The 20,289-nt window shown below is 37.5% G+C and carries 20 protein-coding genes and 2 pseudogenes; 13 read left to right on the top strand and 9 right to left on the bottom strand.

Annotated features, from left to right (window positions below; all coding sequences use genetic code 11):
• The 6 genes and pseudogenes from C6P11_RS10725 to C6P11_RS10700 all read left to right on the top strand — a co-directional run.
• A partial coding sequence (locus tag C6P11_RS10725) for a DEAD/DEAH box helicase family protein (protein ID WP_135520990.1) occupies window positions 1–2,783 on the top strand: 2,783 nt, incomplete at its 5' end.
• Between the two features lie 27 nt (window positions 2,784–2,810).
• Window positions 2,811–4,403 carry a type I restriction-modification system subunit M gene (locus tag C6P11_RS10720; RefSeq protein WP_135520989.1) on the top strand — a complete coding sequence of 531 codons (1,593 nt, stop codon included), beginning with the start codon at window positions 2,811–2,813 and terminating at the stop codon, window positions 4,401–4,403.
• A complete protein-coding gene (locus C6P11_RS10715; RefSeq protein ID WP_135520987.1) occupies window positions 4,396–5,535 on the top strand; it encodes a restriction endonuclease subunit S in 1,140 nt (379 codons plus the stop codon). Before C6P11_RS10720 ends, C6P11_RS10715 begins: the two co-directional genes overlap by 8 nt.
• A 178-nt stretch (window positions 5,536–5,713) precedes the next feature.
• Entirely contained in the window at window positions 5,714–6,154 is a 441-nt protein-coding gene (locus tag C6P11_RS10710; RefSeq protein WP_135520985.1) for a selenium binding protein, read from the top strand.
• Between the two features lie 200 nt (window positions 6,155–6,354).
• Window positions 6,355–6,855: pseudogene (locus tag C6P11_RS10705) on the top strand (tyrosine-type recombinase/integrase); the annotation flags it as partial.
• 155 nt (window positions 6,856–7,010) lie between these two features.
• Entirely contained in the window at window positions 7,011–7,289 is a 279-nt protein-coding gene (locus C6P11_RS10700; protein ID WP_135520983.1) for a DUF2316 family protein, read from the top strand.
• A 330-nt stretch (window positions 7,290–7,619) separates the two neighbouring features.
• Here C6P11_RS10700 and C6P11_RS10695 read toward each other — a convergent pair whose 3' ends face one another.
• The 3 genes from C6P11_RS10695 to C6P11_RS10685 all read right to left on the bottom strand — a co-directional run bounded on the left by C6P11_RS10695 (window position 7,620) and on the right by C6P11_RS10685 (window position 10,114).
• On the bottom strand, window positions 7,620–8,954 hold the full coding sequence (locus C6P11_RS10695) for an FAD-dependent oxidoreductase (RefSeq protein WP_135520981.1): 1,335 nt from the start codon (window positions 8,952–8,954) through the stop codon (window positions 7,620–7,622).
• A 528-nt stretch (window positions 8,955–9,482) separates the two neighbouring features.
• Window positions 9,483–9,767, bottom strand: coding sequence for a helix-turn-helix domain-containing protein (locus tag C6P11_RS10690; protein ID WP_004903734.1), 285 nt, complete (start codon window positions 9,765–9,767; stop codon window positions 9,483–9,485).
• Window positions 9,764–10,114: a type II toxin-antitoxin system RelE/ParE family toxin gene (locus C6P11_RS10685; protein ID WP_135387623.1), complete on the bottom strand. Its 351-nt coding sequence runs from the start codon at window positions 10,112–10,114 to the stop codon at window positions 9,764–9,766. The genes C6P11_RS10690 and C6P11_RS10685 overlap by 4 nt, the downstream gene beginning before the upstream one ends.
• A gap of 60 nt (window positions 10,115–10,174) precedes the next feature.
• Here C6P11_RS10685 and C6P11_RS10680 point away from each other — a divergent pair, with 60 nt between their 5' ends.
• Window positions 10,175–10,765 carry a site-specific integrase gene (locus C6P11_RS10680; RefSeq protein WP_135520979.1) on the top strand — a complete coding sequence of 197 codons (591 nt, stop codon included), beginning with the start codon at window positions 10,175–10,177 and terminating at the stop codon, window positions 10,763–10,765.
• A gap of 810 nt (window positions 10,766–11,575) precedes the next feature.
• Here the strand turns inward: C6P11_RS10680 and C6P11_RS10675 are convergent.
• The 6 genes from C6P11_RS10675 to C6P11_RS10650 form a co-directional block, all read right to left on the bottom strand.
• A complete protein-coding gene (locus C6P11_RS10675; RefSeq protein ID WP_004903726.1) occupies window positions 11,576–12,061 on the bottom strand; it encodes a VIT1/CCC1 transporter family protein in 486 nt (161 codons plus the stop codon).
• A gap of 300 nt (window positions 12,062–12,361) precedes the next feature.
• Complete coding sequence (locus tag C6P11_RS10670) at window positions 12,362–12,742, bottom strand: transposase (RefSeq protein ID WP_280950217.1); 381 nt, start codon at window positions 12,740–12,742, stop codon at window positions 12,362–12,364.
• A gap of 62 nt (window positions 12,743–12,804) precedes the next feature.
• The gene (locus C6P11_RS10665) at window positions 12,805–13,497 is read right to left on the bottom strand and encodes a Crp/Fnr family transcriptional regulator (protein WP_135520975.1); all 693 of its coding nucleotides are present in this window, start codon (window positions 13,495–13,497) and stop codon (window positions 12,805–12,807) included.
• A gap of 16 nt (window positions 13,498–13,513) precedes the next feature.
• Window positions 13,514–14,065: a Dps family protein gene (locus C6P11_RS10660; RefSeq protein WP_042493564.1), complete on the bottom strand. Its 552-nt coding sequence runs from the start codon at window positions 14,063–14,065 to the stop codon at window positions 13,514–13,516.
• Window position 14,066: 1 nt separating this feature from the next.
• The gene (locus C6P11_RS10655) at window positions 14,067–14,303 is read right to left on the bottom strand and encodes a heavy-metal-associated domain-containing protein (RefSeq protein WP_010276741.1); all 237 of its coding nucleotides are present in this window, start codon (window positions 14,301–14,303) and stop codon (window positions 14,067–14,069) included.
• Window positions 14,304–14,366: 63 nt separating this feature from the next.
• Window positions 14,367–16,217 (bottom strand): heavy metal translocating P-type ATPase, encoded by a 1,851-nt coding sequence (locus tag C6P11_RS10650; protein ID WP_135520973.1) that lies wholly within the window; start codon window positions 16,215–16,217, stop codon window positions 14,367–14,369.
• Between the two features lie 268 nt (window positions 16,218–16,485).
• On the opposite strand from C6P11_RS10650, the gene C6P11_RS10645 reads away from it, so the two are divergent.
• From C6P11_RS10645 to C6P11_RS10620, 6 genes and pseudogenes are all read left to right on the top strand, one after another.
• Complete coding sequence (locus C6P11_RS10645) at window positions 16,486–16,665, top strand: hypothetical protein (RefSeq protein ID WP_135520971.1); 180 nt, start codon at window positions 16,486–16,488, stop codon at window positions 16,663–16,665.
• The gene (locus C6P11_RS10640; RefSeq protein WP_043710996.1) at window positions 16,662–16,952 is read left to right on the top strand and encodes a hypothetical protein; all 291 of its coding nucleotides are present in this window, start codon (window positions 16,662–16,664) and stop codon (window positions 16,950–16,952) included. Before C6P11_RS10645 ends, C6P11_RS10640 begins: the two co-directional genes overlap by 4 nt.
• A gap of 41 nt (window positions 16,953–16,993) precedes the next feature.
• A complete protein-coding gene (locus C6P11_RS10635; RefSeq protein WP_010372444.1) occupies window positions 16,994–17,353 on the top strand; it encodes a hypothetical protein in 360 nt (119 codons plus the stop codon).
• A 798-nt stretch (window positions 17,354–18,151) separates the two neighbouring features.
• The gene (locus C6P11_RS10630) at window positions 18,152–19,306 is read left to right on the top strand and encodes a RepB family plasmid replication initiator protein (protein WP_135520969.1); all 1,155 of its coding nucleotides are present in this window, start codon (window positions 18,152–18,154) and stop codon (window positions 19,304–19,306) included.
• Window positions 19,299–19,877 (top strand): DNA-binding protein, encoded by a 579-nt coding sequence (locus C6P11_RS10625; protein WP_135520966.1) that lies wholly within the window; start codon window positions 19,299–19,301, stop codon window positions 19,875–19,877. Before C6P11_RS10630 ends, C6P11_RS10625 begins: the two co-directional genes overlap by 8 nt.
• 32 nt (window positions 19,878–19,909) lie before the next feature.
• Window positions 19,910–20,289: pseudogene (locus tag C6P11_RS10620) on the top strand (type I restriction endonuclease subunit R); the annotation flags it as partial.

Here is a 20,289-nt window from a genome sequence, read left to right as displayed (position 1 = left end):
TGGAACTAACGAAGAATAAAACGCCGTATGATGCGCAACTCATGTTGGCGGGTGCGGGTGGTGTTGGGACCGTACCGTTGAATCGTGATGATGGGACGCAGCTAGAACTTGAAATATTCTATGGTGATGAAGTGGCTGGTGGACATTCACGTTATGAAGTCGTTAACCAAATTACGTTTACGGATTTAGCCACGAGTCTCAGCTCTAAGCGTCGAATTGATATCATGTTGCTGATTAACGGGCTACCTGTGGCTCACATTGAAGAAAAAGATGAGTCCTTGCAAAACCAATGGAATGCGTTTGAACAGTTCCAAAAGTATGACGGTGACGGCATGTACACGGGACTCTTTTCTTTTGTGCAAGTGCAGTTTGTCTTGTCGCAAAATTCAGCGCACTATTTTGCACGACCAAAGAATAGCCACTCTTATAACCGTGATTTTGCCTTTGGTTGGCGTGATGATGACGGCAAGGATGTCACGAATACGATGACCTTTATTCATGAGGTGATGGGTATTCCAGCTTTGCACCGCTTGGTAACTGTGAATATGATTCCGGATGCAGCCAATGATAACTTAATGGTCATGCGCTCGTATCAGATTCAAGCAACGCGGCAAATTTTAGATCGCATGCGTGAAATGGACCAAAACGGGTTGGTTGAAAAAGAAGGGGGCTACGTTTGGCACACCACGGGTTCTGGTAAAACAGTCACCTCATTTAAAGTGGCGCAAATACTAGCTTCACGACCAAGAGTTGAAGATGTTTTGTTTATTGTGGATCGGGTTGACTTAGTCAATCAGACCTATGAAAACTTTAAGTCATTTGCCTATAAGACCTTTGAAAATCGGATTCAAGTGGTGAATGGGAGTGAACTAAAGCGTGCCCTTAAGCACGATCACACGGCCCATATCTATTTGATTACGGTACAAGGATTGGATAAGGCGATTAAATCAGGTCTGGCCTCTAATAGGCGGATGGTTATTTTAATGGATGAGGCCCACCGATCAGCCAGTGGTGATGCCGTCAGCCGAATTAAACAAGCGTTACTAAAAACCACTTGGTTTGGGTTTACAGGGACGCCTAATTTTTATAGCGATGAAGTCCATGACGTGAAAACCTCTAAGGATGTTTCAACCTATGATATTTTCGGGCCGCGTTTACACCGGTATACGATTAAGGACGCTATTGGTGACGGTAACGTCCTTGGGTTTGATGTGACGTATTATGAGACTGATTTTGAACACGATATGGATAGTGGTTTAACTGAAAAGGAACTGGAAAAAGAAGTATATGCCAGTCTGCCATTCCGCCAAGCCGTTGTGGCAGATATTCAGCGTAATTGGGCTACGAATGCTAGCGGACCAATTAATATGGGTGTCCGCGAGCCGAATCAATTCCAAGGCATGTTAGCCGTATCGGGTAAGCAAGCCGTTGCTTCTTATTACAGTCTTTTCAAGCAACTAGCACCTGAGTTACGTGTTGCTATGACCTATTCGCGTGATGAAGCCAATGGAACAGGCGCATCAGACTTACAAGCTGCTCTAAAGCAAGCGATGCAAGACTACATGACGTTCTACGGCACACGTAATTTCTTAGAGGACAAGGATCCACAACGGGCGTACCTCAATGATATGACCAAGCGCATTGCCCGTAAGAAACCTTATAACAAGGGTAATGATGCCGATCGATTGGACTTGATTATTGTGTCAGATCAATTATTAACAGGATTTGATTCAAAATTCGTTAATATCATCTACATGGATAAGATTTTGGGTGAAGGTCCCCTGATTCAAGCCATGTCACGAACGAACCGGACAATTGATAAGACAGCTAAACCTTATGGTAAAGTACGTTTTTATCGTCAGGGTGCGGTCATGGAAGAAAAAGTGAAGGATGCGTTGGTTATCTATACCAAAGGGGGCAATGATACCTTAGCGGATGCGGGGAATACCCCGGATGATCAGGAACAAAAAAAGTTGATTGATGAAAGAATTTTGGCGCCTAAGGCAGCTGATAAAATTATCGACTTGAACCCCCAAATCAAGCGTTTGCAGCAGTTAGCAGGCGATGATTTTTCACAGATGCCGCGTTCTGAAAAAGAACAAGTCGAGTTTGCCGTGACAGCGGCCCAAGTCAACTCGCAAGTCCAACAATTAGTGCAACAAGGATATGCCTTAGGAAACACTGTTGATGGACCGGATGGACCTATTACACTAGGCATTGAGAGTGCGACGCAGCTAAGTTCACTGCAAGCACGCATGAACGATGTCAATGAGGTTTTGCCACCCGACAAGCAAGTTGATTTAACGAATATCAAGCTGGTGTTGCAATCATTTGCGAATGAAATTATCAACTACGATAAACTAGTCGATTTATTGAATGCGTATATGGATGAAACCAGTGTTGCCAACCGTGCAGCTGTTGAAGAGCATGTACAACCCTTAGATCAAGATAATCGTGAAGAGATTGGGCAAGTCTTAGATGGCATTGAGAACGGGGAGTATCAGGAGCATTTTACGACTGAGATACTGAAGTCAGTTCGGAAGGCGATCCGTACCGCACAACAAGATCTTAAACTCTACAAGTGGGCAGCCGACCATGATTACAATGGGAACGATATTCTAGCAGCTTACGAGCTATACCGACCTGGCATCGCGTTAGTGGATAACACGGCGCTGAATCAATATTTACAAGACTTAGAGAGTCGATTGGACATTGGTTTCTTTGAGCTAGCTGACTTTGAAGAGTCGCTACTGAACTACTTTGCTAAAATCACCAAAAAATAAATTACTCATCATAGAAAAGGGCTAAACATGGCATTAACAGCAGATAAACAAGCATTAATTTGGAAAACATTGAACGAGACCCGCGGTAAGATTGAACCGTCTGAATATAAGAACTATATTTTCGGGTTGATGTTCTATAAGTTTCTATCTGAAAAGGCGCAAACATGGCTGGATCAGCAATTGCGTGGCGAAACTTGGGCCTCAGTCTGGGAACAGAATCCTGAAAAGGCCGCGGCTTTTATGCAAACCAAGTTGGGGTATGTGATTCAACCAGGCGAACTCTTTAGTGACTGGCAAGCAGCCATTAACGTGGATCAATTCAATATTACCAACGTGGCAGATGCGTTGGTGCACTTTAACCAAGGCATTCAACAAGGGGCCAAGGCCACTTTTGAAGGTATCTTTGACGACATGGACTTGGCCTCAAGCCGTCTTGGTAGCAATACGCAAACGCGGACGAAGACCTTGATGGATTGGATTAGTTTGATTGACCAAATCGAATTGGATGAAGATGCCGATGTGTTGGGTGATCTATACGAATACTTGATTGGGATGTTTGCGGCTAATTCTGGTGCGAAGGCCGGCGAGTTCTATACGCCACACCAAGTGTCAGATATCATGGCGCGTATTTTAACGGCTGGTCGTGAAGAGATGCCAACTTACAGCCTTTATGACCCAGCCATGGGTTCAGGTTCATTGCTTTTGACAACTGCGTCATACATGAAGAATGCTGGCGTACGTGGAGCCATTAAGTACTATGGGCAAGAAGTTATCACGACAACCTATAACTTGGGCCGAATTAACTTGATGATGCACGGGGTGGAGTATAACGATATCAATATCCATAATGCAGATACCTTGAGTCCAGACTGGCCTGATGGGGTCCAAAGTGGGGTGGATAGCCCACGTATGTTTGATGCCGTGATGGCGAACCCCCCTTACTCACTTAAGTGGGATAACGACAATCGGGAAGATGACCCCCGCTTCAAGGCCGGCATTGCGCCTAAGTCAAAGGCTGACTTTGCGTTCTTACAACACGGCTTGTATCACTTGAAGCAAGATGGCCGGATGGCGATTGTTTTACCACACGGGGTGTTGTTCCGTGGCGCCGCTGAAGGTCGTATTCGCCAAGCATTACTGGAAAATCGCAATATTTCAGCGGTGATTGGGTTGCCCGAAAAGATCTTTACGAATACGGGGATTCCAACCATTATTATGATTTTGGAAAAGAACCGTACCACTGACGATGTGCTCTTTATTGATGCTTCAAAGGGCTTTGAAAAGCAGAAGAACAATAACAAGTTGCGCCAAGAGGACGTGGACTTAATTGTGGAGACGTTCTTAAAGCGTGAAGACGTTGCTAAGTATGCGCACGTGGCCAGTTTTGAAGAAATTAAGGAAAACGACTTTAACCTCAACATTCCACGTTATGTGGACACGTTCGAAGAAGAAGAACCTGTTGATTTGGTGGCTGTTAGCCAGGATCTCGTTGATGTTAATCGTGACATTGCGCAAAGTGAATCTGACTTATTAGCGATGATTAATGATTTAGCGGTTACAGACGATAGCCAGGCGATTATCGCATCAGCTAAGCAATTATTGGGAGGCAAGGATGAGTAATAAAGTGCCGCAAATTCGATTTAATGGTTATAGTGATGCTTGGGAAGAGCGTAAGTTAAATGAAGTAGCGATCTTTTATAACGGTCAGAGAATACCAATTGATTCTTCTCTCAGAAAACAGGGAGAATATCCATATTATGGTGCAACAGGAATAATTGATTACGTTGAAGATTATATATTTGATGGGGAATTTGTTTTATTAGCTGAAGATGGAGCCAACATCACTATGAGAAATAGTCCCATTGCTTATTTAACACAAGGTAAATTTTGGTTAAACAATCACGCGCATATAATGGCTATGAAAGATGGATCAAATAATTTTTTAGTTCAACTTTTAGAAAAACAAAATTATGAAAAATACAATAGTGGAACTGCACAACCTAAATTAAATAGCCAAGTTATTAAAAGTTTAAATTTTCTATTCCCTACAAAAGAAGAACAACAAAAAATCGGTTCATTCTTCAAACATTTAGATGACACTATCGCTCTTCATCAACGTAAGTTAGATCTACTCAAGGAACAGAAAAAAGGCTACTTGCAAAAAATGTTCCCTAAAAATGGTGCCAAAGTTCCTGAATTGCGATTTGCGGGGTTTGCTGACGATTGGGTACAGCGTGAGTTAAATCAAGTAGCTCCAGTTACCATGGGAACGTCACCAAAATCGGAAAATTATACAGACAATCCCGAGGATCATATCTTGGTTCAGGGTAACGCTGATATGAACAATGGGTTCGTATCGCCACGAGTTTGGACAACTCAAGTAACGAAGACCGCTGAAGCCGGTAACTTAATTTTGAGTGTTCGAGCCCCCGTTGGTGAAGTTGGTAAAACCGCGTATGACGTGGTTTTGGGCCGAGGCGTTGCCGGCATCAAGGGCAATGAATTTATTTTCCAATCGCTAAAACAGGTTCAATCTAAAGGCTATTGGGCTCGCATGAGTTCCGGATCAACATTTGATTCAGTCACATCTGAGGAAGTAAAAACTCTGCCTATCATGGTGCCTGATGAAGCTGAACAAGAGTTGATTGGAAAGTTTCTAGGTCAAATGGATAACCTTATCACTGCTAATCAGCGTAAGTTAGATTTGTTGAAAGAACAGAAAAAAGGCTTTTTACAAAATATGTTTGTATAGGGTCTATACTATAGATAGACCCTATAGTAATAATTAATCTAAAGCATGATCTAATAATCTTAGAGATATGTTGTCGATTAAATCGTACATAGCTTTCACCCCCTCTCCGCATGACAAGGGTGACGAACGACTTAATCATTTACATTTCTATATTAGATGTTAAAAGAGGTGAAACATAATGTACGAAAAATATACAAGACAGTCATTACCGAATGATGATTATAGGGAGCTTCTTGGTTCTGCTATAAGTGTTTTTAACTCCAACAATGCTTTTATTATAGAAAATATACTTAAAATCAGTGGTGATCAACACAACTGGTGGGAATTAATTGATCGAACTTCAGGGAATATTCTGCATAAAGTTATGAAAGAACAATATTCCGATGTTATTCCAGAAAATATAATTAGTCTGTTTTCAGAACTTGTAGAGCAGCGTGACCGAATAATCCATAGTTTTCAAATAACAGGTCCAGAACCAAATCCTGATCAAGAGCAACTATTAGCAACTAAAGTTAAAGGTTCCGGTGAACAATTTATAATAACTAGAAAGTATTTACTAAATTTCATACAAAAAAACCAGACACTATCTGACCTTTTATACGACTTCAGAAACATTTAAATTAATATTAGGGTCCATTTTTACATAATGACCCCTCGAAAAGACTATTAAAACAGCCCCCATTATCTGACTAGTAGATAATGGGGGCTGTTTCTTCGTTAAGTTATATAATAAACCATAAAAGAAGTTTAGAAATACGGTCCTGGTCATCAATAAATAAACAATTTAATTATTTAATTTCAGAAAGCTATATATGAATCATGGCGCAACAAATTATCCTACCCATCAAAGACTCTAACGTTTTAAAGATGGTACAAGATACACTTCTCGATAGTTTCCGTGCTGGTCGCCGAAATTACACCATTTTTCAAGTTGGTAAGGCCACGCTACTACGTGTGAGTGATGTCATGGCATTAAAAAAATCAGATGTCTATAATCCAGATGGATCTGTCAAAAATACAGCCTTTATTCATGATAAAAAGACCGGTAAAGCAAACACGTTATATTTAAAGCCTGTTCAGCAAGACTTGTTGCAATATCATGATTGGCTGGTCCAAGAAAATATCAATTCTGAGTGGTTATTCCCCTCGACAGACCATCATGATCGCCATATCACCGAGAAACAGTTTTATAAAGTGATGGCGCGTATTGGTAATCTACTAGGTATCAACTATTTAGGCACGCACACCATGCGTAAAACAGGCGCTTATCGTGTCTATACACAGTCAAATTACAATATTGGTTTAGTCATGCACTCATTGATGATGGTATAGCAGGATTGGCTACCGTTATTTTCTTAAAACACGGTGCATATATGACTGGCGAAAAATTCATATCTGAATAATTAACAACTCTTGTGAATGGCTGAATCAGCCTTCTCGTCAGCATGATTTTAATAGCGAAAGAGAGGAATAAAATGTCTTTAAATTTTATAGAGCATATCAATACTAGTAAAGAGCTTCGTCAAAATCTAAAATTAAGTCATTTGACTATTGAACATGCAGCCATTTACTTAAATACTTCTGTACAAAAAGTCAATCAAATATTAGAACTAGATCACGTCTCACCTGAAGATCCTTGGATTTTGAAAGAATATTTATCGAATAAGCTACAAAGCCAAGGAATAATTGGCTATCCCTATTCAAAACTAGTTGGTGACTTTCGTGATTATTGGTTTTTGGATACAAAAAAATAGCCAACCAGCAACTATCAAAATAATTACAGACAAAAATGATCTTATACTCAAAAAATTGTCCATTTTTTAAGTATAAGATCATCTTTTTTCGTTGTATTTTATGTGGTTAATCTCACACCAGCTTGCCCCAGAGGATAGCGTTCTGCATGACATGCTCTCACTGAAGGTGATCATACAATGATAAATTGCCATGTCACGGCGTGACCCATTGGTGCAATGTATCATGTACCAAAACAAAAAACCACTAGGGTATACTGAAGTGCCATAAAAAAGTTAGGCATTTAGATAAGACCTTGAGTATTTTTGTTTTAATTTGTTATAAATGATTTATTAAATTTGATCAAACAAATCATTTAATGCTTCCGTCATTGTTGGATGCGTGTATATTTGATCGCGCAAAGTCTCAGCTGAAAGATGATTTTGCATCGCTAGACTAATGATATTAATCGTCTCAAATGATTCCTCAGCATAAATGGTTGTACCCAAAATTTGATGTGTCTGTGGATCTATTAATGCTTTATAGCTACCTCTTGGATTACCAATTACTTGTGTCTTAGGAACACTAGCTGCTGGCATCTTCAGTACTTTATAATCAATGCCTGCCTCATTCAGCTGTGCCTCTGTTTTTCCGACACTGCTAATAGCCGGATTTAGAAAAATAGTATTCGCAAATACTGGTCGATTTAAACGACTTCGTGTCTTATCGCCATATAGATGATTAGCCATAATACGCCAATCATCTAACGAAATATACGTGAATTGTGGCCCGCCGGTAACATCACCTAAAGCATAGACATCTTTAGCATCTGTTTCTAGTATATCATTGACTAAAATTTCACCGTGACTACCTGTTTTAATACTAGTTCTTTCTAGGTGCAAATCGGTCACATTAGCTTTACGTCCCGTAGCAACTAATAACCCATCGGCCTGTATATTTTTAATCCCTTTTGGTGTGCTTATAGTTAATGTAACACCATTTAGTGTATCATTTACACCAGTTAAGTTGCTTTCTAACAAAAAGGATACACCATCTTCCTCTAAATCATTTTTAGCTTGTTCGGCAATTTCAGGCTCAAAGTGTCCTAAAATCTTAGATGATTTATCAATGATGGTCACATGGCTACCAAATTGTGCATACATCGATGCAAATTCCAAGCCAATCGGTCCACTACCAAGAATAACTAATTCCTTTAATTGTTTATCTTTTACAAGTAAGTCTGTGGACGAATAAACATGTTTACTAGCAAGCAATCCATCAATATTAGGCCAAATTGGTGTTGCTCCTGTATTAATAAAAATACGATCTGCAGTTAAAGTTTCCTGCCCTGAGTTATCAGATACTCGTACCGTATGGTCATCCAAAAATTCAGCAGTAGCTGTTAAAACAGTGGCTTCTTGTAAATCAGCCACCTTATGGTAATTTTTATTACGTAGCATTGCTGTTAGGGCATTTTTCTTTTTTAAAGCGACTTCATATTCTATACCCCGGTGGGCATTAATAATCATGTTTTTAGTCGGTAAACAAGCAACATTGATACAAGTCCCGCCATACATGTTGGGATCTTTTTCAATAATTAATACTTCTTCACCGTGCTTTGCAAGTGTTCCTGCAAGTGTTTTACCCGCTTTTCCAAATCCAATAATAATATTACTAAAATGTTTCATTATTCACCTTGCTATTCAATAATTTAATTATGTGATCGAATCACAAATCAGGATCTAAAATAATTAAGTAATTAAAATTATTTAGAAATAATTTTTGAATCTAATTCCCAATTTGGATGTTATTTTTTGTACAAATTATTGCAGCAATATTCTGATATTTTCATACTATGATCCCCCTCAATCAATTATATATAATTCAATTCTTTTAACGCAAATTTATTGTCCATATCAGGATCCAAGATAAGGCAGGTGTGAATTTTTAATGAATTATCAAAAAGAAAGGTGTTTGAATTAGCTGTTTCTTTAATTGATACCGACAATCCCCTCAATATCAGACGGTTTATTTATCAAAGTAATGTTTGCTTCTTTAAAGCGGATGACAACATTCTATTTTTAGAAATCGCAGATGGTAAATTATCTAAAAGGGGCGATAATTAAATCGCCCCTTTGAAAACTGATTAAAACAGCCCCCATTATCTAGTCACTAGATAATGGGGGCTGTTTTTTTGTTTAATGTTATAATAGATTTTAAAATGCTGGACTAAATTGAATGGTCAACCGTTGGTTTGTTGCTTGGGCGATCTCAGATAGTATTTTTGTCGAAGCATTCATCGAACCATTTTCGATGCGTGCAATCGTTGATTGTGGTTTACCAATCAAATTGGCAAATTCACGTTGGCTCAATCCCATATTTGCACGAAGGTCACGAACTTTCACTGCTACCTCTAAATTGATATTTTCTTGCTCAACAATTTGTGCAAATTCAGGATTTTTTTTACTACGTTCAGCAACGTATGCATCAAGTTTACTCATTGATTTTCCTCCTTATTCAAATACTGACTGCGTCTATTCCGAGCGATTTGCTTTTCATTTTCAGGTGTCTTTTGCGTTTTTTTCGTGAAGGCGTTAGTAATAATGTATTGACTACCTTTGACTTGAAAGTAAATAGCCCTTTGAATGTTTGAAGATCGTTTAGAACGAATTTCATAGAGATTATTTTCTAGCTTTTTTACCCATAATTGTCTTTCCGCAACTAAGAGGCCATTATTTTCAATATTTTGAATGGTTGCAATTAATTTAGCAGCATCTTTATCAGGTAATTGATCTAAGAACTGTTCAAATTCAGCCCAATCGTAATAATCAAACTCAAATTTTTCCATAACAACATGATAGCAGATACGCTATCATCAGTCAAATTATTAACTTTAAAGGAGTAGCTAATGGTGCAACAAATTGTCCTCCCCATCAAAGACTCCAACGTCTTAAAAATGGTGCAAGACACCTTACTAGATAGTTTTCGTGCTGGTCGCCGTAACTACACCATTTTTCAAGTTGGTAAAGCAACCCTACTACGTGTTAGTGATGTGATGATGTTAAAAAAATCAGATATCTATAATCCAGATGGATCTGTTAAAAATACTGCCTTTATTCATGATAAAAAGACGGGTAAAGCAAACACGTTATATTTAAAGCCAGTACAACAAGATTTGTTGAAATATCATGATTGGCTGGTCCAAGAAAATATCAATTCGGATTGGTTATTTCCCTCAACTGCCCATCCAGATCGTCATATCACTGAGAAACAGTTTTATAAGATCATGGCACGCGTTGGTGATCTATTAAGCATCAACTATCTAGGCACACATACCATGCGTAAAACAGGCGCCTATCGCGTTTATACGCAATCAAATTACAATATTGGTTTAGTCATGCACTTATTGAATCATTCGAGTGAGGCTATGACACTTACTTATCTTGGGTTAGATCAAGCAAGCCGAGAAACAATGTTAGATCAAATTGATTTTGGGTAATAACGCCCACTAATCTCCCTAAATTAGACCGTATTTGTTCATTTTGACGCCACTATGGAGGTATTTTTAATGACTAGGATTACTAAGGCACAATTAGACAACATCATTACACGTTGCCACCATCCGAGGTAATTGGTGCCCCATTGTCTGAAACTGCAACTAAAGGGTTGCTAGGTAATACTTTTTGAGTCATAATTTTAGACGCTCCAATTTTTGAGTATTTGGTTTGTTTTTCACTAACAAAATATCATAACAAAGAGCTCCTATGGTTTTCACCCAACGGGTGAAAGCGCAAAACCCACTGAAACGGTATTAACTTGCTGTTTCAGCGGGTTTTTGTTTGTCTTGATGAATAATCCGGGTATTAAGTTCTACACCATCTCACTTTTCTCGACCATAGAGCGTCTTTCTAGATATCCCCGAACAGATTTACTCACCTGTTTGGGGTTTTCTTTACAAAAAAGTGTTTTTTGTCAGCAGGCGTGTTGGTAACCACTAAAAGTAACTCCCTAAGGACACCATTTTCGATGACGTAATATAACATATCGTTTCTTTGTATACATGGTTAGCTATTACAGGTTGACTCAATTAAAGGTGTTCTAAAAATATAATTTAAAATTTTACCCGGATTATTTCTAACGAATCGACAGGCAAGCACCCTGATGCGCTATACTCTGCTGATTTAATGAACGCAGCTAAAGAAGAAGCTAAGCGTCGAGGATTGTTTGACTTAAATAATCTATAACTGATTACCATATAACTAAATATCTAAAAAGGAAAACGTCTTGAATATTCAAGGTGTTTTTTTGTTTACAAATAATAATTCAGTAAGATACCAACGCCATAAGCAACAATTGCAGCGACGTACCCGACAGAAAGTGTGCGTAGAATTTCTGTTCTTACTTTCTGCTCTGACAGGTTGGCCTTCACCCAGCCTAGCAACGCCAAAGAGACACCGACGATGACAAAGGCGATTGGAAAGGCGATGGCTTTGTCGTGAATGAGCGCATTTGTAATTAAGTAGGCACCTAGTGGAATTAAACCGAAGACGTTAAACGAAATGAATGTCGCGATACCAGCTGCCAATGCTTTACTTTTTGATTGATTGTTATCCGATGTTGCTGACAGGTAGGCACCGGCCCCCATTGAAAAGCCATCGGCTAATAAGTTTGAGAATCCCAAAATGATGATAACGATGTTTGAAACGTTACCACCGACCGATCCAGCAACGACTGCGAACGTCGTGATAATTCCATCTAAGCCACCGTAGACGATGGCTGAAACGTGTTTTTTCATTTATTTTCTCCAGTTTCTCTCAGTGGTGATAAAACCAATATATAAGAAAAAAGTGACCAATTATCGGTAATTTCACATCGGATTAAAAATGTTTCAAAAACGAAACAAATAAAACCCGGATTATTCATGCACTAAATTTTTAACCACAGCTAAATCAGTAAAATACGATAAAACACCTTGAAACTGCCAGTACCTTGGCACAGTTTCAGGGTGTTTTTTCGATTGAGCGTTTTTTGAGAAAAATGGGCACACTAAAACCAGCCAGATTTTGCTATTTTTTTGAAAATCTACTTCGTTGTTTTATTGCCACAAAGCATTTAGTCGTTCCCACGCTCGCCAGAACAGACCATCGAATTGTTCTTGGATGCGGCTACCTAACGTCAAAATCACCTTGCGGGCGTGCTTAGTGACACGTCCACCGATTTTTAACAAACGGTCTCGAAAGGTATTGATTGTCCACGATTGTTGCTGGTCGTCCAACGCAATACTCTTCATCAACCGCATCAAGTTTGATGCAATTACTGAGATCCACATGCGCGCTTTGTTGGCGAAAAATGAACTGCTATCAGTTTTGCCAAAGGCAAATCCACTTTTAAGCTCGCGAATAATATCTTCAATCGCCGCACGCTTGCGGTAAACACGGACGATGTCTTTTTGTGGAAGACTTAGGTTAGTGACGATGAACTGTGTACCGCCATGTTCATCATTTAAAACGATATCCTTATTTTTAAGTATAAATCGACTTAACTTGATACAAATAATAATTCATCTAAATCAAATATCTCAACACATTTTTGGGTATGCCGTTTAATTAGACCTCTCTCTTCCAATGATGAGAACTTACGGCTTATTGTTTCTGGAGTTGTCCCCAGGTAAGTAGCCAAATCTTTTTTTGACATGGGTAAAGTCACATAAGTATGGTTTTTTTCATCTTCAACATTTTCTGATAGAAAATCAATAATTCGAGCTTCAACAGGTTCAGTACTTACTTGCACAGTTTGTTTTTCTGATAACTGTAGCCGTTTTGTAATATCTGATAATATTCGTCGCATGATTTCTGGATAGCGATCTAAATATTGATCTAAATCCTTCTTATGAATCCTACAAATACTTGTTTCCGATATTGCTTCAGCATAATTCGAATGATAACCTTCAGTCTGTAAAACAGCAACTTCCCCCATAAAATCACCCGGATGTAGGATACGTATGGTTTGCTCACGACCAGACTCACTTAGGCTATAAATACGTACACGTCCATTGTTTATGATATATAATGTGTCATCTTTATCACCAAACCTAAATAATAGCTCATTATTTACGTATTGTACTTCATGCGCTGATTGAGCAATTAGATGCATTTGTTCATCATTGAGATGATTGAAAATCGGCACTAAACGTATACAATCTACATGACTATGATGATTATGGTCTGCCATACCGTTTTCCTCCTAATTAATCGTTATCTATATAGTCATCGTCTTCTAAGGCATCCTTATTAATAAATGCTTGAAGTTGCCAAATATTTACGTCTAAATAAGCTTTATAACTAATTAGTGAATCTTCCAAAGCATCATTTTCTTCTTCCTGTGCTAAGCGAATTGCACGAATAGTAAATTCACGATTAGATCTAAAATCTTCTACTATCTGTAAGACCATCTCATCAGCAGTGTAATATTTTTCCGAAGAATCTTCAGAAATCGTTGTAAATTCTTGAAATTCAGTAGTTGTTGATGCTGGCTTAAATCCTGAAGCTAGTAAACGTTCTGCAATTTTATCAAACCATGCCTCATTCTCGTTATATAAATTTTCAAAAACATTATGCAATGCATAGAAATTTTTGCCTTTTACATACCAATGATATTGATGCAATTTTACATGTAATGTATGAATATTAGCAAGTATATGATCTGTAACAGCTGCAGAATTAATCTTAGTATGATGAATGTGTTCTTTATATGCTTGTTCGGCAGCTAATTTTTCTTGCCTTTCATTTACCGTTGTCATTTTATGCACCTTCCTTTACTTTTGAACTAATTACTGGGTATCCTAAGTCTTCAATTGCTTTTTCAATTGTATTCAAATTGACCTGATTTTCATCAAAATCCACTTTTACCTTACTTGCATTGAAAAGTACTTTTACAGAATCTTTTTTTACACCGGCAGTTTGTTTTAAACCATGTTCGATTTTTTGTAAACATGATGGACAAGTTAATGTTTCTAATTTTAATGTTGCTTTAGTCATATTTATCACTCCTTTAAGTAAATTATATAGGCCATTCTTTTTAAAATACTTGATATAGATCAATTATCTTAATTGATAACCTCTTAATCTCATTGCATTTAAAATAACTACTAAAATACTGGCCTCATGAACCAACATCCCAATTGACATGGACATCCATTCACTAAATATTAAACTAACCAATAGTATTATTACGACTCCAACAGCAATTAGAATATTTTGTCGCATATTCGCATATGTTCCTTTTGCTAGGCCTAAAGCATGAGGAAGGCGATTAAAGTTAGAATTCATTAAGACAATATCTGAACTTTCAATTGCAACATCTGTTCCATTCCCCATAGCTATACCTACCTCTGCAGTAGCCAGAGAGGGACTGTCATTAACGCCGTCACCGATAAAAACAACTATTTCACCTGAGTCCTGTCGTCTTTTTAGAAATGCTTGCTTGTCCTCTGGTAGCATATCACCATGGGCTTCGGTTAAACCTAGTTCCTTTTTAACTGAATTAACTGTACCTTGGTTATCACCTGATAATACAATGAGATTTTTAATACCAAGTGATTTTAATTTTTGTAAGTCCTGCTTAACACCTGGTCGAACTTTGTCGCGGATACCCATTAACATGATTAACTTATGATCAACTGCCGTTAATACAATTGAATTACCGGTTCTTTCTAATTTATTCAATTTTTTAAGAACATCATCAGATAGCGGTATACTTTCTTGTTTCATTAAGGTTTTATTCCCTACTGAAACAATGTGCCCATCTACGTGAGCAATTACGCCCCCACCTTTTACAACCTGTGTATTTTCTATAGGCCTTACTTTATATTGTGCTAATTTATTTACAATAGCGACAGCTAATGGATGATCAGACTCACTTTCAACTGAAAGCAATAGAGATGAATCCTCCTCCTGATTATTTCCATAATAAATAATATCGCTCACTTCAGGCTTTCCTTCAGTTAAGGTACCTGTTTTATCGAATAACACTGTATCTGCATTGGCAAAATGACTAATCACTTCAGAACCTTTAAATAAAATACCATTTTTTGCGCCATTTCCTATCCCCGCAACATTTGAAACAGGTACACCAATTACCAAGGCTCCTGGGCAACCAAGTACTAATACGGTAATCGCAAGTTCTGTATCTTTGGTTAATACCCAAACCAACAGCCCAATTGTAAGTACTGCAGGTGTATACCAGTGAGAAAACTGGTCAATGAATCGTTCTGCTTCTGATTTAGAATCCTGTGCTTCTTCTACCAACTCAATAATTTTTCCAAATGTAGAATCTTCCCCTACTCTATCAGCCACTATTTGAATAGTACCGTTGTCCATAATAGTACCGGCAAATACTTCATCGTCTTTTTCTTTCTTTAAAGGTAAAGATTCACCTGTGATATTAGCCTCATTTACATATCCTTTTCCAGTAGTTACTCGACCATCTACGGGAATCTTGGCACCAGTCTTTACTAGGAGAATATCCCCTTCTTCTACTTCATCAATATCTACTTCTGCAAATTGTCCCCCTGTCAATTGCTTAAAAGCAGTTTCTGGAGCCATTTCCGTCAACTCTTTAATAGCTGATCGTGTTCGGTTAAGTGTTCGTTGTTCTAAATATGATCCAAATAAAAATAAAAAAGTAACAATTGCTGATTCTTCATAATTTTGAATAAAGAGAGCGCCGATGACCGCTATCGTTACTAAAACATCAATACTTACTACTTTTACCTTCATAGCCTGATAAGCCTGTAAAGAAATGGGGGTAACGCCTAATATCGAAGCTATAATAAAAGCACTATTAGAAATTATTGTATTGGCAAAAATAAAGTGTGCGATTAGTCCTAAAGCAATGAGTAAGCCACTGATGCTCATAATTTTATTTTTATGTTTAAGAATATTATGTTGCATATGATTTCTCCCTTAATTTTAGTTCAACTAAAGTGTATTAGCTTTTGGGAGATATAAACTTGACGTCCATCAAGTTTATGAAATAGTTCTAAATAAGTAAAAATATTATAATATTGGCTTAGTCATGCACTTATTGAATCATTCGAGTGAGGCTATGACACTGACTTATCTTGGGTTAGATCAAATTGATCTTGGGTAATAACGCCAACTAATCTCCCTAAATTAGCCCGTATTTGTTCATTTTGGCACCACCATGGAGGTATTTTTAATGACTAGGATTACTAAGGCACAATTAGACAACATCATTACAGTGTCAGATAAACAAGGCCCGGATACAGCTAGCCAGACTTATTTTGCAGATGCCTTTGATGCAACCATGGATAATACTGGTGATACTGACTTACTGGGTTATCTATTACTGGATCATTATTTTGGTGATGAATCATGACTAATTTTGATGAGTACATGACCAATGATAATTTAGCCTTACAAGCTATTATTCGCTATGATGACGGCCGTGAAATCCGCGTGTTTAATGTGAGAGATAAACGGTGCTGTGTGTTTATTCAAAATGATAATGAACATTTCTGGTTGCTACGTGAACGTATCTTAGAACCGCCCATGCTACACAACATCACGGAAGCGATGTATCAAGCTGGTATCTATGATAATTATTACCATTTGAGCATTGAAGTATTTCATGGCGATGATAGTAAAGTTTACTATCCGCGGTGAATATTTTGTCTTGTAACCATGACACATTAGGAGGACTATTCATGGAATTAGATTTAGGTAATAACGCATATGATATTTTAAATGATTGGCATCCCAATGCGGCTAAGGAAGAATTAACGGCACAACTCACAAAACAAGTGTTAGTTGAGAAAGAGCAGTTACCAAAACTTTTATCACGAGAAGATCTAAAAGAACGTTGGGAGATGAACTCACGGCAAAGCGTACATCAGGTTGCGACCAGACCTGATTTTCCAGCACCGATTTTAACTTTTAATCATGGTAAAACACTCCTGTACTTAGAAACGGAAATACAAATTTTCGAAGTCAATCATCCGTGGTTAATTACGATGAGTGCCCGGTTATCTTATAGCCATTGGATCCTGCATAATGTGATTAATTAATTGTTGGCGTTAGCCTTCTGAGACAGGGAAAAACCAAGGATGAAATCCTTGGCAAACTACTCTTGACAGGTGTCAAGAGTGTAAGTGCGCATTGCCCTCATTTCATTCGGTTATGATTCTTGCAAATAATTGCTTGTACATTCAAATTTTTTAAGATTTAATACCATTATTTTGTGATCTTATGGCTATTTAATAAAATAACTAGTCATTACTGTTTTGAGTCATACGATTTTCAGAATAGACTAGTGATTTGATTGTGGATAGATACGTTAACCTCGTATGTAGATAAAATATTATGGGTTAGTAAGCCATTAATCATATTCTGCGAAAAAACACCTATAACGAATAAAACGCCATAAAAAGCTCCTTGTTAGTCTTTTATGGCGTTTTATTCGTTACATACAGTATTTTATATGGATGATGCTTAATTGCGCTTAGAAGCGCTTATATGGCCTTAAAAACAGCGGTCACAAATTAGGTATGGTCAATCTTCTGATTTTATTTTTCAGCAGGAAAAAGGCGCAGCCTATTATAAGTTTATCTTTTATATTTTAATCTTTTGTTCTTTTGCGTAGTTATAAATACAGTAATAACAATGCATTCACGTATTATATAGCCACAAAAAACTGTGTATATAGCCACAAAAAACTGTGTATATAGCCACAAAAAACTGTGTATATAGCCACAAAAAAATAAAATAAGTGGCTATATAATGTTATAATAAAAGCATAAAGAAATTCCCGTCTAAAAGTTTTTCTTTATGCTTATCCAACAACACACCCAAAGGAGTGTATTTATATGACTATTATACCAGAATCAAAGACAAGGCAGGTAGAGACCTTGAATGAATTATCAAAAAGAAAAGTCGTTGAACATAATAGTTTAATCACATCCATTGCCAAGATGGATAAGACACCACTCAAAATGTTTGAACTAGCGGTGTCTTTAATTGATACCGACAATCCACCTCAGGATCAGACGGTTTATTTATCAAAGAAAGAAATGTTTGCTTTCTTTAAAGTGGATGACAACGATAAGCATAGTCGTTTTAAAGAGGCAATTGAAAAAATGCAAAAACAGGCTTTTTTTCAGATTAAAAAAGAACAAGATAAAGGGTTTAAGTTTGTTAGCATTGTGCCAATTCCATATGTAGAATGGACAGATTATCATGATGAGGTATTAATTCGATTTAGTCCTGAAATTATGCCCTATTTAATTAATCTCAAAACAAATTTTACACAACATGCCTTGTCAGAAATTTCCGAATTGAATAGTAAATATGCCGTTATTTTGTATCGTTGGTTATCGATGAATTACAACCAATACGAGCACTATAGTGTTAAAGGTGGACGCCGAGAAGAACAAATTGACAGGTACCGTAATCCTGAAATTGGTATGAAAGAGTTACGAGAAATGACTGATACGATAACAGAATACAAACGATTCACTCACTTTGAAACGAGAGTATTGAAAGAACCTCTAGCAGAAATCACAAATCATACCAGCTTTAATGTTATATATGAAAAAGTTAAAAAAGGACGCAGCATTGATAGTATCGTCTTTCATATCACTAAAAAGCAGGTGGCAGATGATATTAGTTACAAGTTAGATGATCCAACTTATATTGACGGTAAGATAAGGCAAGAAGAAAGTGAAAAAGACCTTGTATATGAAGCTATGAAAAGTCCATATACAAAATTGCTGATGGAACATTTCTTGTTGTCATATATTGATTTGACGGATACGTCTATTTTGTCAGGGTTACAGAAAAATGTTTATCCACTTTATGACGAATTAAAAGAGTTACGTGGTTTAAACGGTGTGAAAGAACACTTGGCATATATCCGAGATAAACAAGATGACTATTCGAAAAAGAATATTGCTAAGTATCTTAAAAAATCGATTGAACAGTATCTACCAATCGTTAAAAGGCAGGATATAGATCATGAGTGAAAATTTAAAAACAATTCGAGAACTCGCTGATGAGTTAGGAGTTAGTAAGACTGCAATTAACAAAAAAGTTTCGGATAGCGAACGAAAACAATGGTTTTCAAAAAACGGAAACCGGTTTTTGGTTAACGAAAACGGACAAAATGCTATAAGAACAATGTTTTCGTCTGGAATCGACAACCATAAATCGAAAACCGAAAACACATATCAACAACCAGAATCAAAAACCGAAAACTTTGAAAACGCCAACCTAAAACATTCAGATATTAACTACTTAAATGATATTATTAAGTATCAGAATGCACAAATAGAAGATTTAAAAGAAACTAAATCACAACACTTTAAGCAATTGAACCAAATGCAAAATTTATTAGACCAACAACAAAGATTGGCCTTACAGGACAAACAACTGCTCGAAGAATACAAGGCAGAAATTAAGGACTTGAAAGCTTTAACGATGGCACCGCATGATGAAGGTGAAAAAGAAGTGACGTCGGACAAACAACCGGAACCTGAAAATAGCACCCCGGAGTCACAACCTAAACCTAAAAAGTGGTGGCGTTTTGGTAAATAGTTACAACTAAAAAAGAAAAGAAGACTAGTTAAATGGCGGAAGATAAATTTGAACAAGCTGTGATTGAGAAGTTAAAGAGCGAGGGGTGGGATTACCTCAGTGAGTATTCTGGTGTCACAGTTGATCGGCTATATGACCACTGGCGAGATATTCTGAATGCCAACAATCGTAAACGACTAGAAGATACTCCGCTATCTGATAATGAGTTTGAACAAGTGAAGCTGGAACTAACGAAGAATAAAACGCCGTATGATGCGCAACTCATGTTGGCGGGTGCGGGTGGTGTTGGGACCGTACCGTTGAATCGTGATGATGGGACGCAGCTAGAACTTGAAATATTCTATGGTGATGAAGTGGCTGGTGGACATTCACGTTATGAAGTCGTTAACCAAATTACGTTTACGGATTTAGC

The organism is Weissella confusa (genome assembly GCF_004766315.1).
GTDB classification, from domain to species: Bacteria; Bacillota; Bacilli; order Lactobacillales; family Lactobacillaceae; genus Weissella; species Weissella confusa_A.
This window is presented reverse-complemented; position numbering and strand designations above follow the sequence as displayed.

Bases quoted from the DNA above. Each gene is read 5' to 3' on its own strand.
- C6P11_RS10680 (WP_135520979.1), top strand. From the start codon at position 10,175: ATGGTGCAACAAATTGTCCTCCCCATCAAAGACTCCAACGTCTTAAAA.
- C6P11_RS10625 (WP_135520966.1), top strand. From the start codon at position 19,299: ATGAGTGAAAATTTAAAAACAATTCGAGAACTCGCTGATGAGTTAGGA.
- C6P11_RS10695 (WP_135520981.1), bottom strand. From the start codon at position 8,954: ATGAAACATTTTAGTAATATTATTATTGGATTTGGAAAAGCGGGTAAA.
- C6P11_RS10650 (WP_135520973.1), bottom strand. From the start codon at position 16,217: ATGCAACATAATATTCTTAAACATAAAAATAAAATTATGAGCATCAGT.
- C6P11_RS10655 (WP_010276741.1), bottom strand. From the start codon at position 14,303: ATGACTAAAGCAACATTAAAATTAGAAACATTAACTTGTCCATCATGT.
- C6P11_RS10630 (WP_135520969.1), top strand. From the start codon at position 18,152: ATGACTATTATACCAGAATCAAAGACAAGGCAGGTAGAGACCTTGAAT.
- C6P11_RS10635 (WP_010372444.1), top strand. From the start codon at position 16,994: ATGGAATTAGATTTAGGTAATAACGCATATGATATTTTAAATGATTGG.
- C6P11_RS10665 (WP_135520975.1), bottom strand. From the start codon at position 13,497: ATGGCAGACCATAATCATCATAGTCATGTAGATTGTATACGTTTAGTG.
- C6P11_RS10640 (WP_043710996.1), top strand. From the start codon at position 16,662: ATGACTAATTTTGATGAGTACATGACCAATGATAATTTAGCCTTACAA.
- C6P11_RS10645 (WP_135520971.1), top strand. From the start codon at position 16,486: ATGACTAGGATTACTAAGGCACAATTAGACAACATCATTACAGTGTCA.
- C6P11_RS10675 (WP_004903726.1), bottom strand. From the start codon at position 12,061: ATGAAAAAACACGTTTCAGCCATCGTCTACGGTGGCTTAGATGGAATT.
- C6P11_RS10700 (WP_135520983.1), top strand. From the start codon at position 7,011: ATGTCTTTAAATTTTATAGAGCATATCAATACTAGTAAAGAGCTTCGT.
- C6P11_RS10715 (WP_135520987.1), top strand. From the start codon at position 4,396: ATGAGTAATAAAGTGCCGCAAATTCGATTTAATGGTTATAGTGATGCT.
- C6P11_RS10685 (WP_135387623.1), bottom strand. From the start codon at position 10,114: ATGGAAAAATTTGAGTTTGATTATTACGATTGGGCTGAATTTGAACAG.
- C6P11_RS10660 (WP_042493564.1), bottom strand. From the start codon at position 14,065: ATGACAACGGTAAATGAAAGGCAAGAAAAATTAGCTGCCGAACAAGCA.
- C6P11_RS10720 (WP_135520989.1), top strand. From the start codon at position 2,811: ATGGCATTAACAGCAGATAAACAAGCATTAATTTGGAAAACATTGAAC.
- C6P11_RS10710 (WP_135520985.1), top strand. From the start codon at position 5,714: ATGTACGAAAAATATACAAGACAGTCATTACCGAATGATGATTATAGG.
- C6P11_RS10690 (WP_004903734.1), bottom strand. From the start codon at position 9,767: ATGAGTAAACTTGATGCATACGTTGCTGAACGTAGTAAAAAAAATCCT.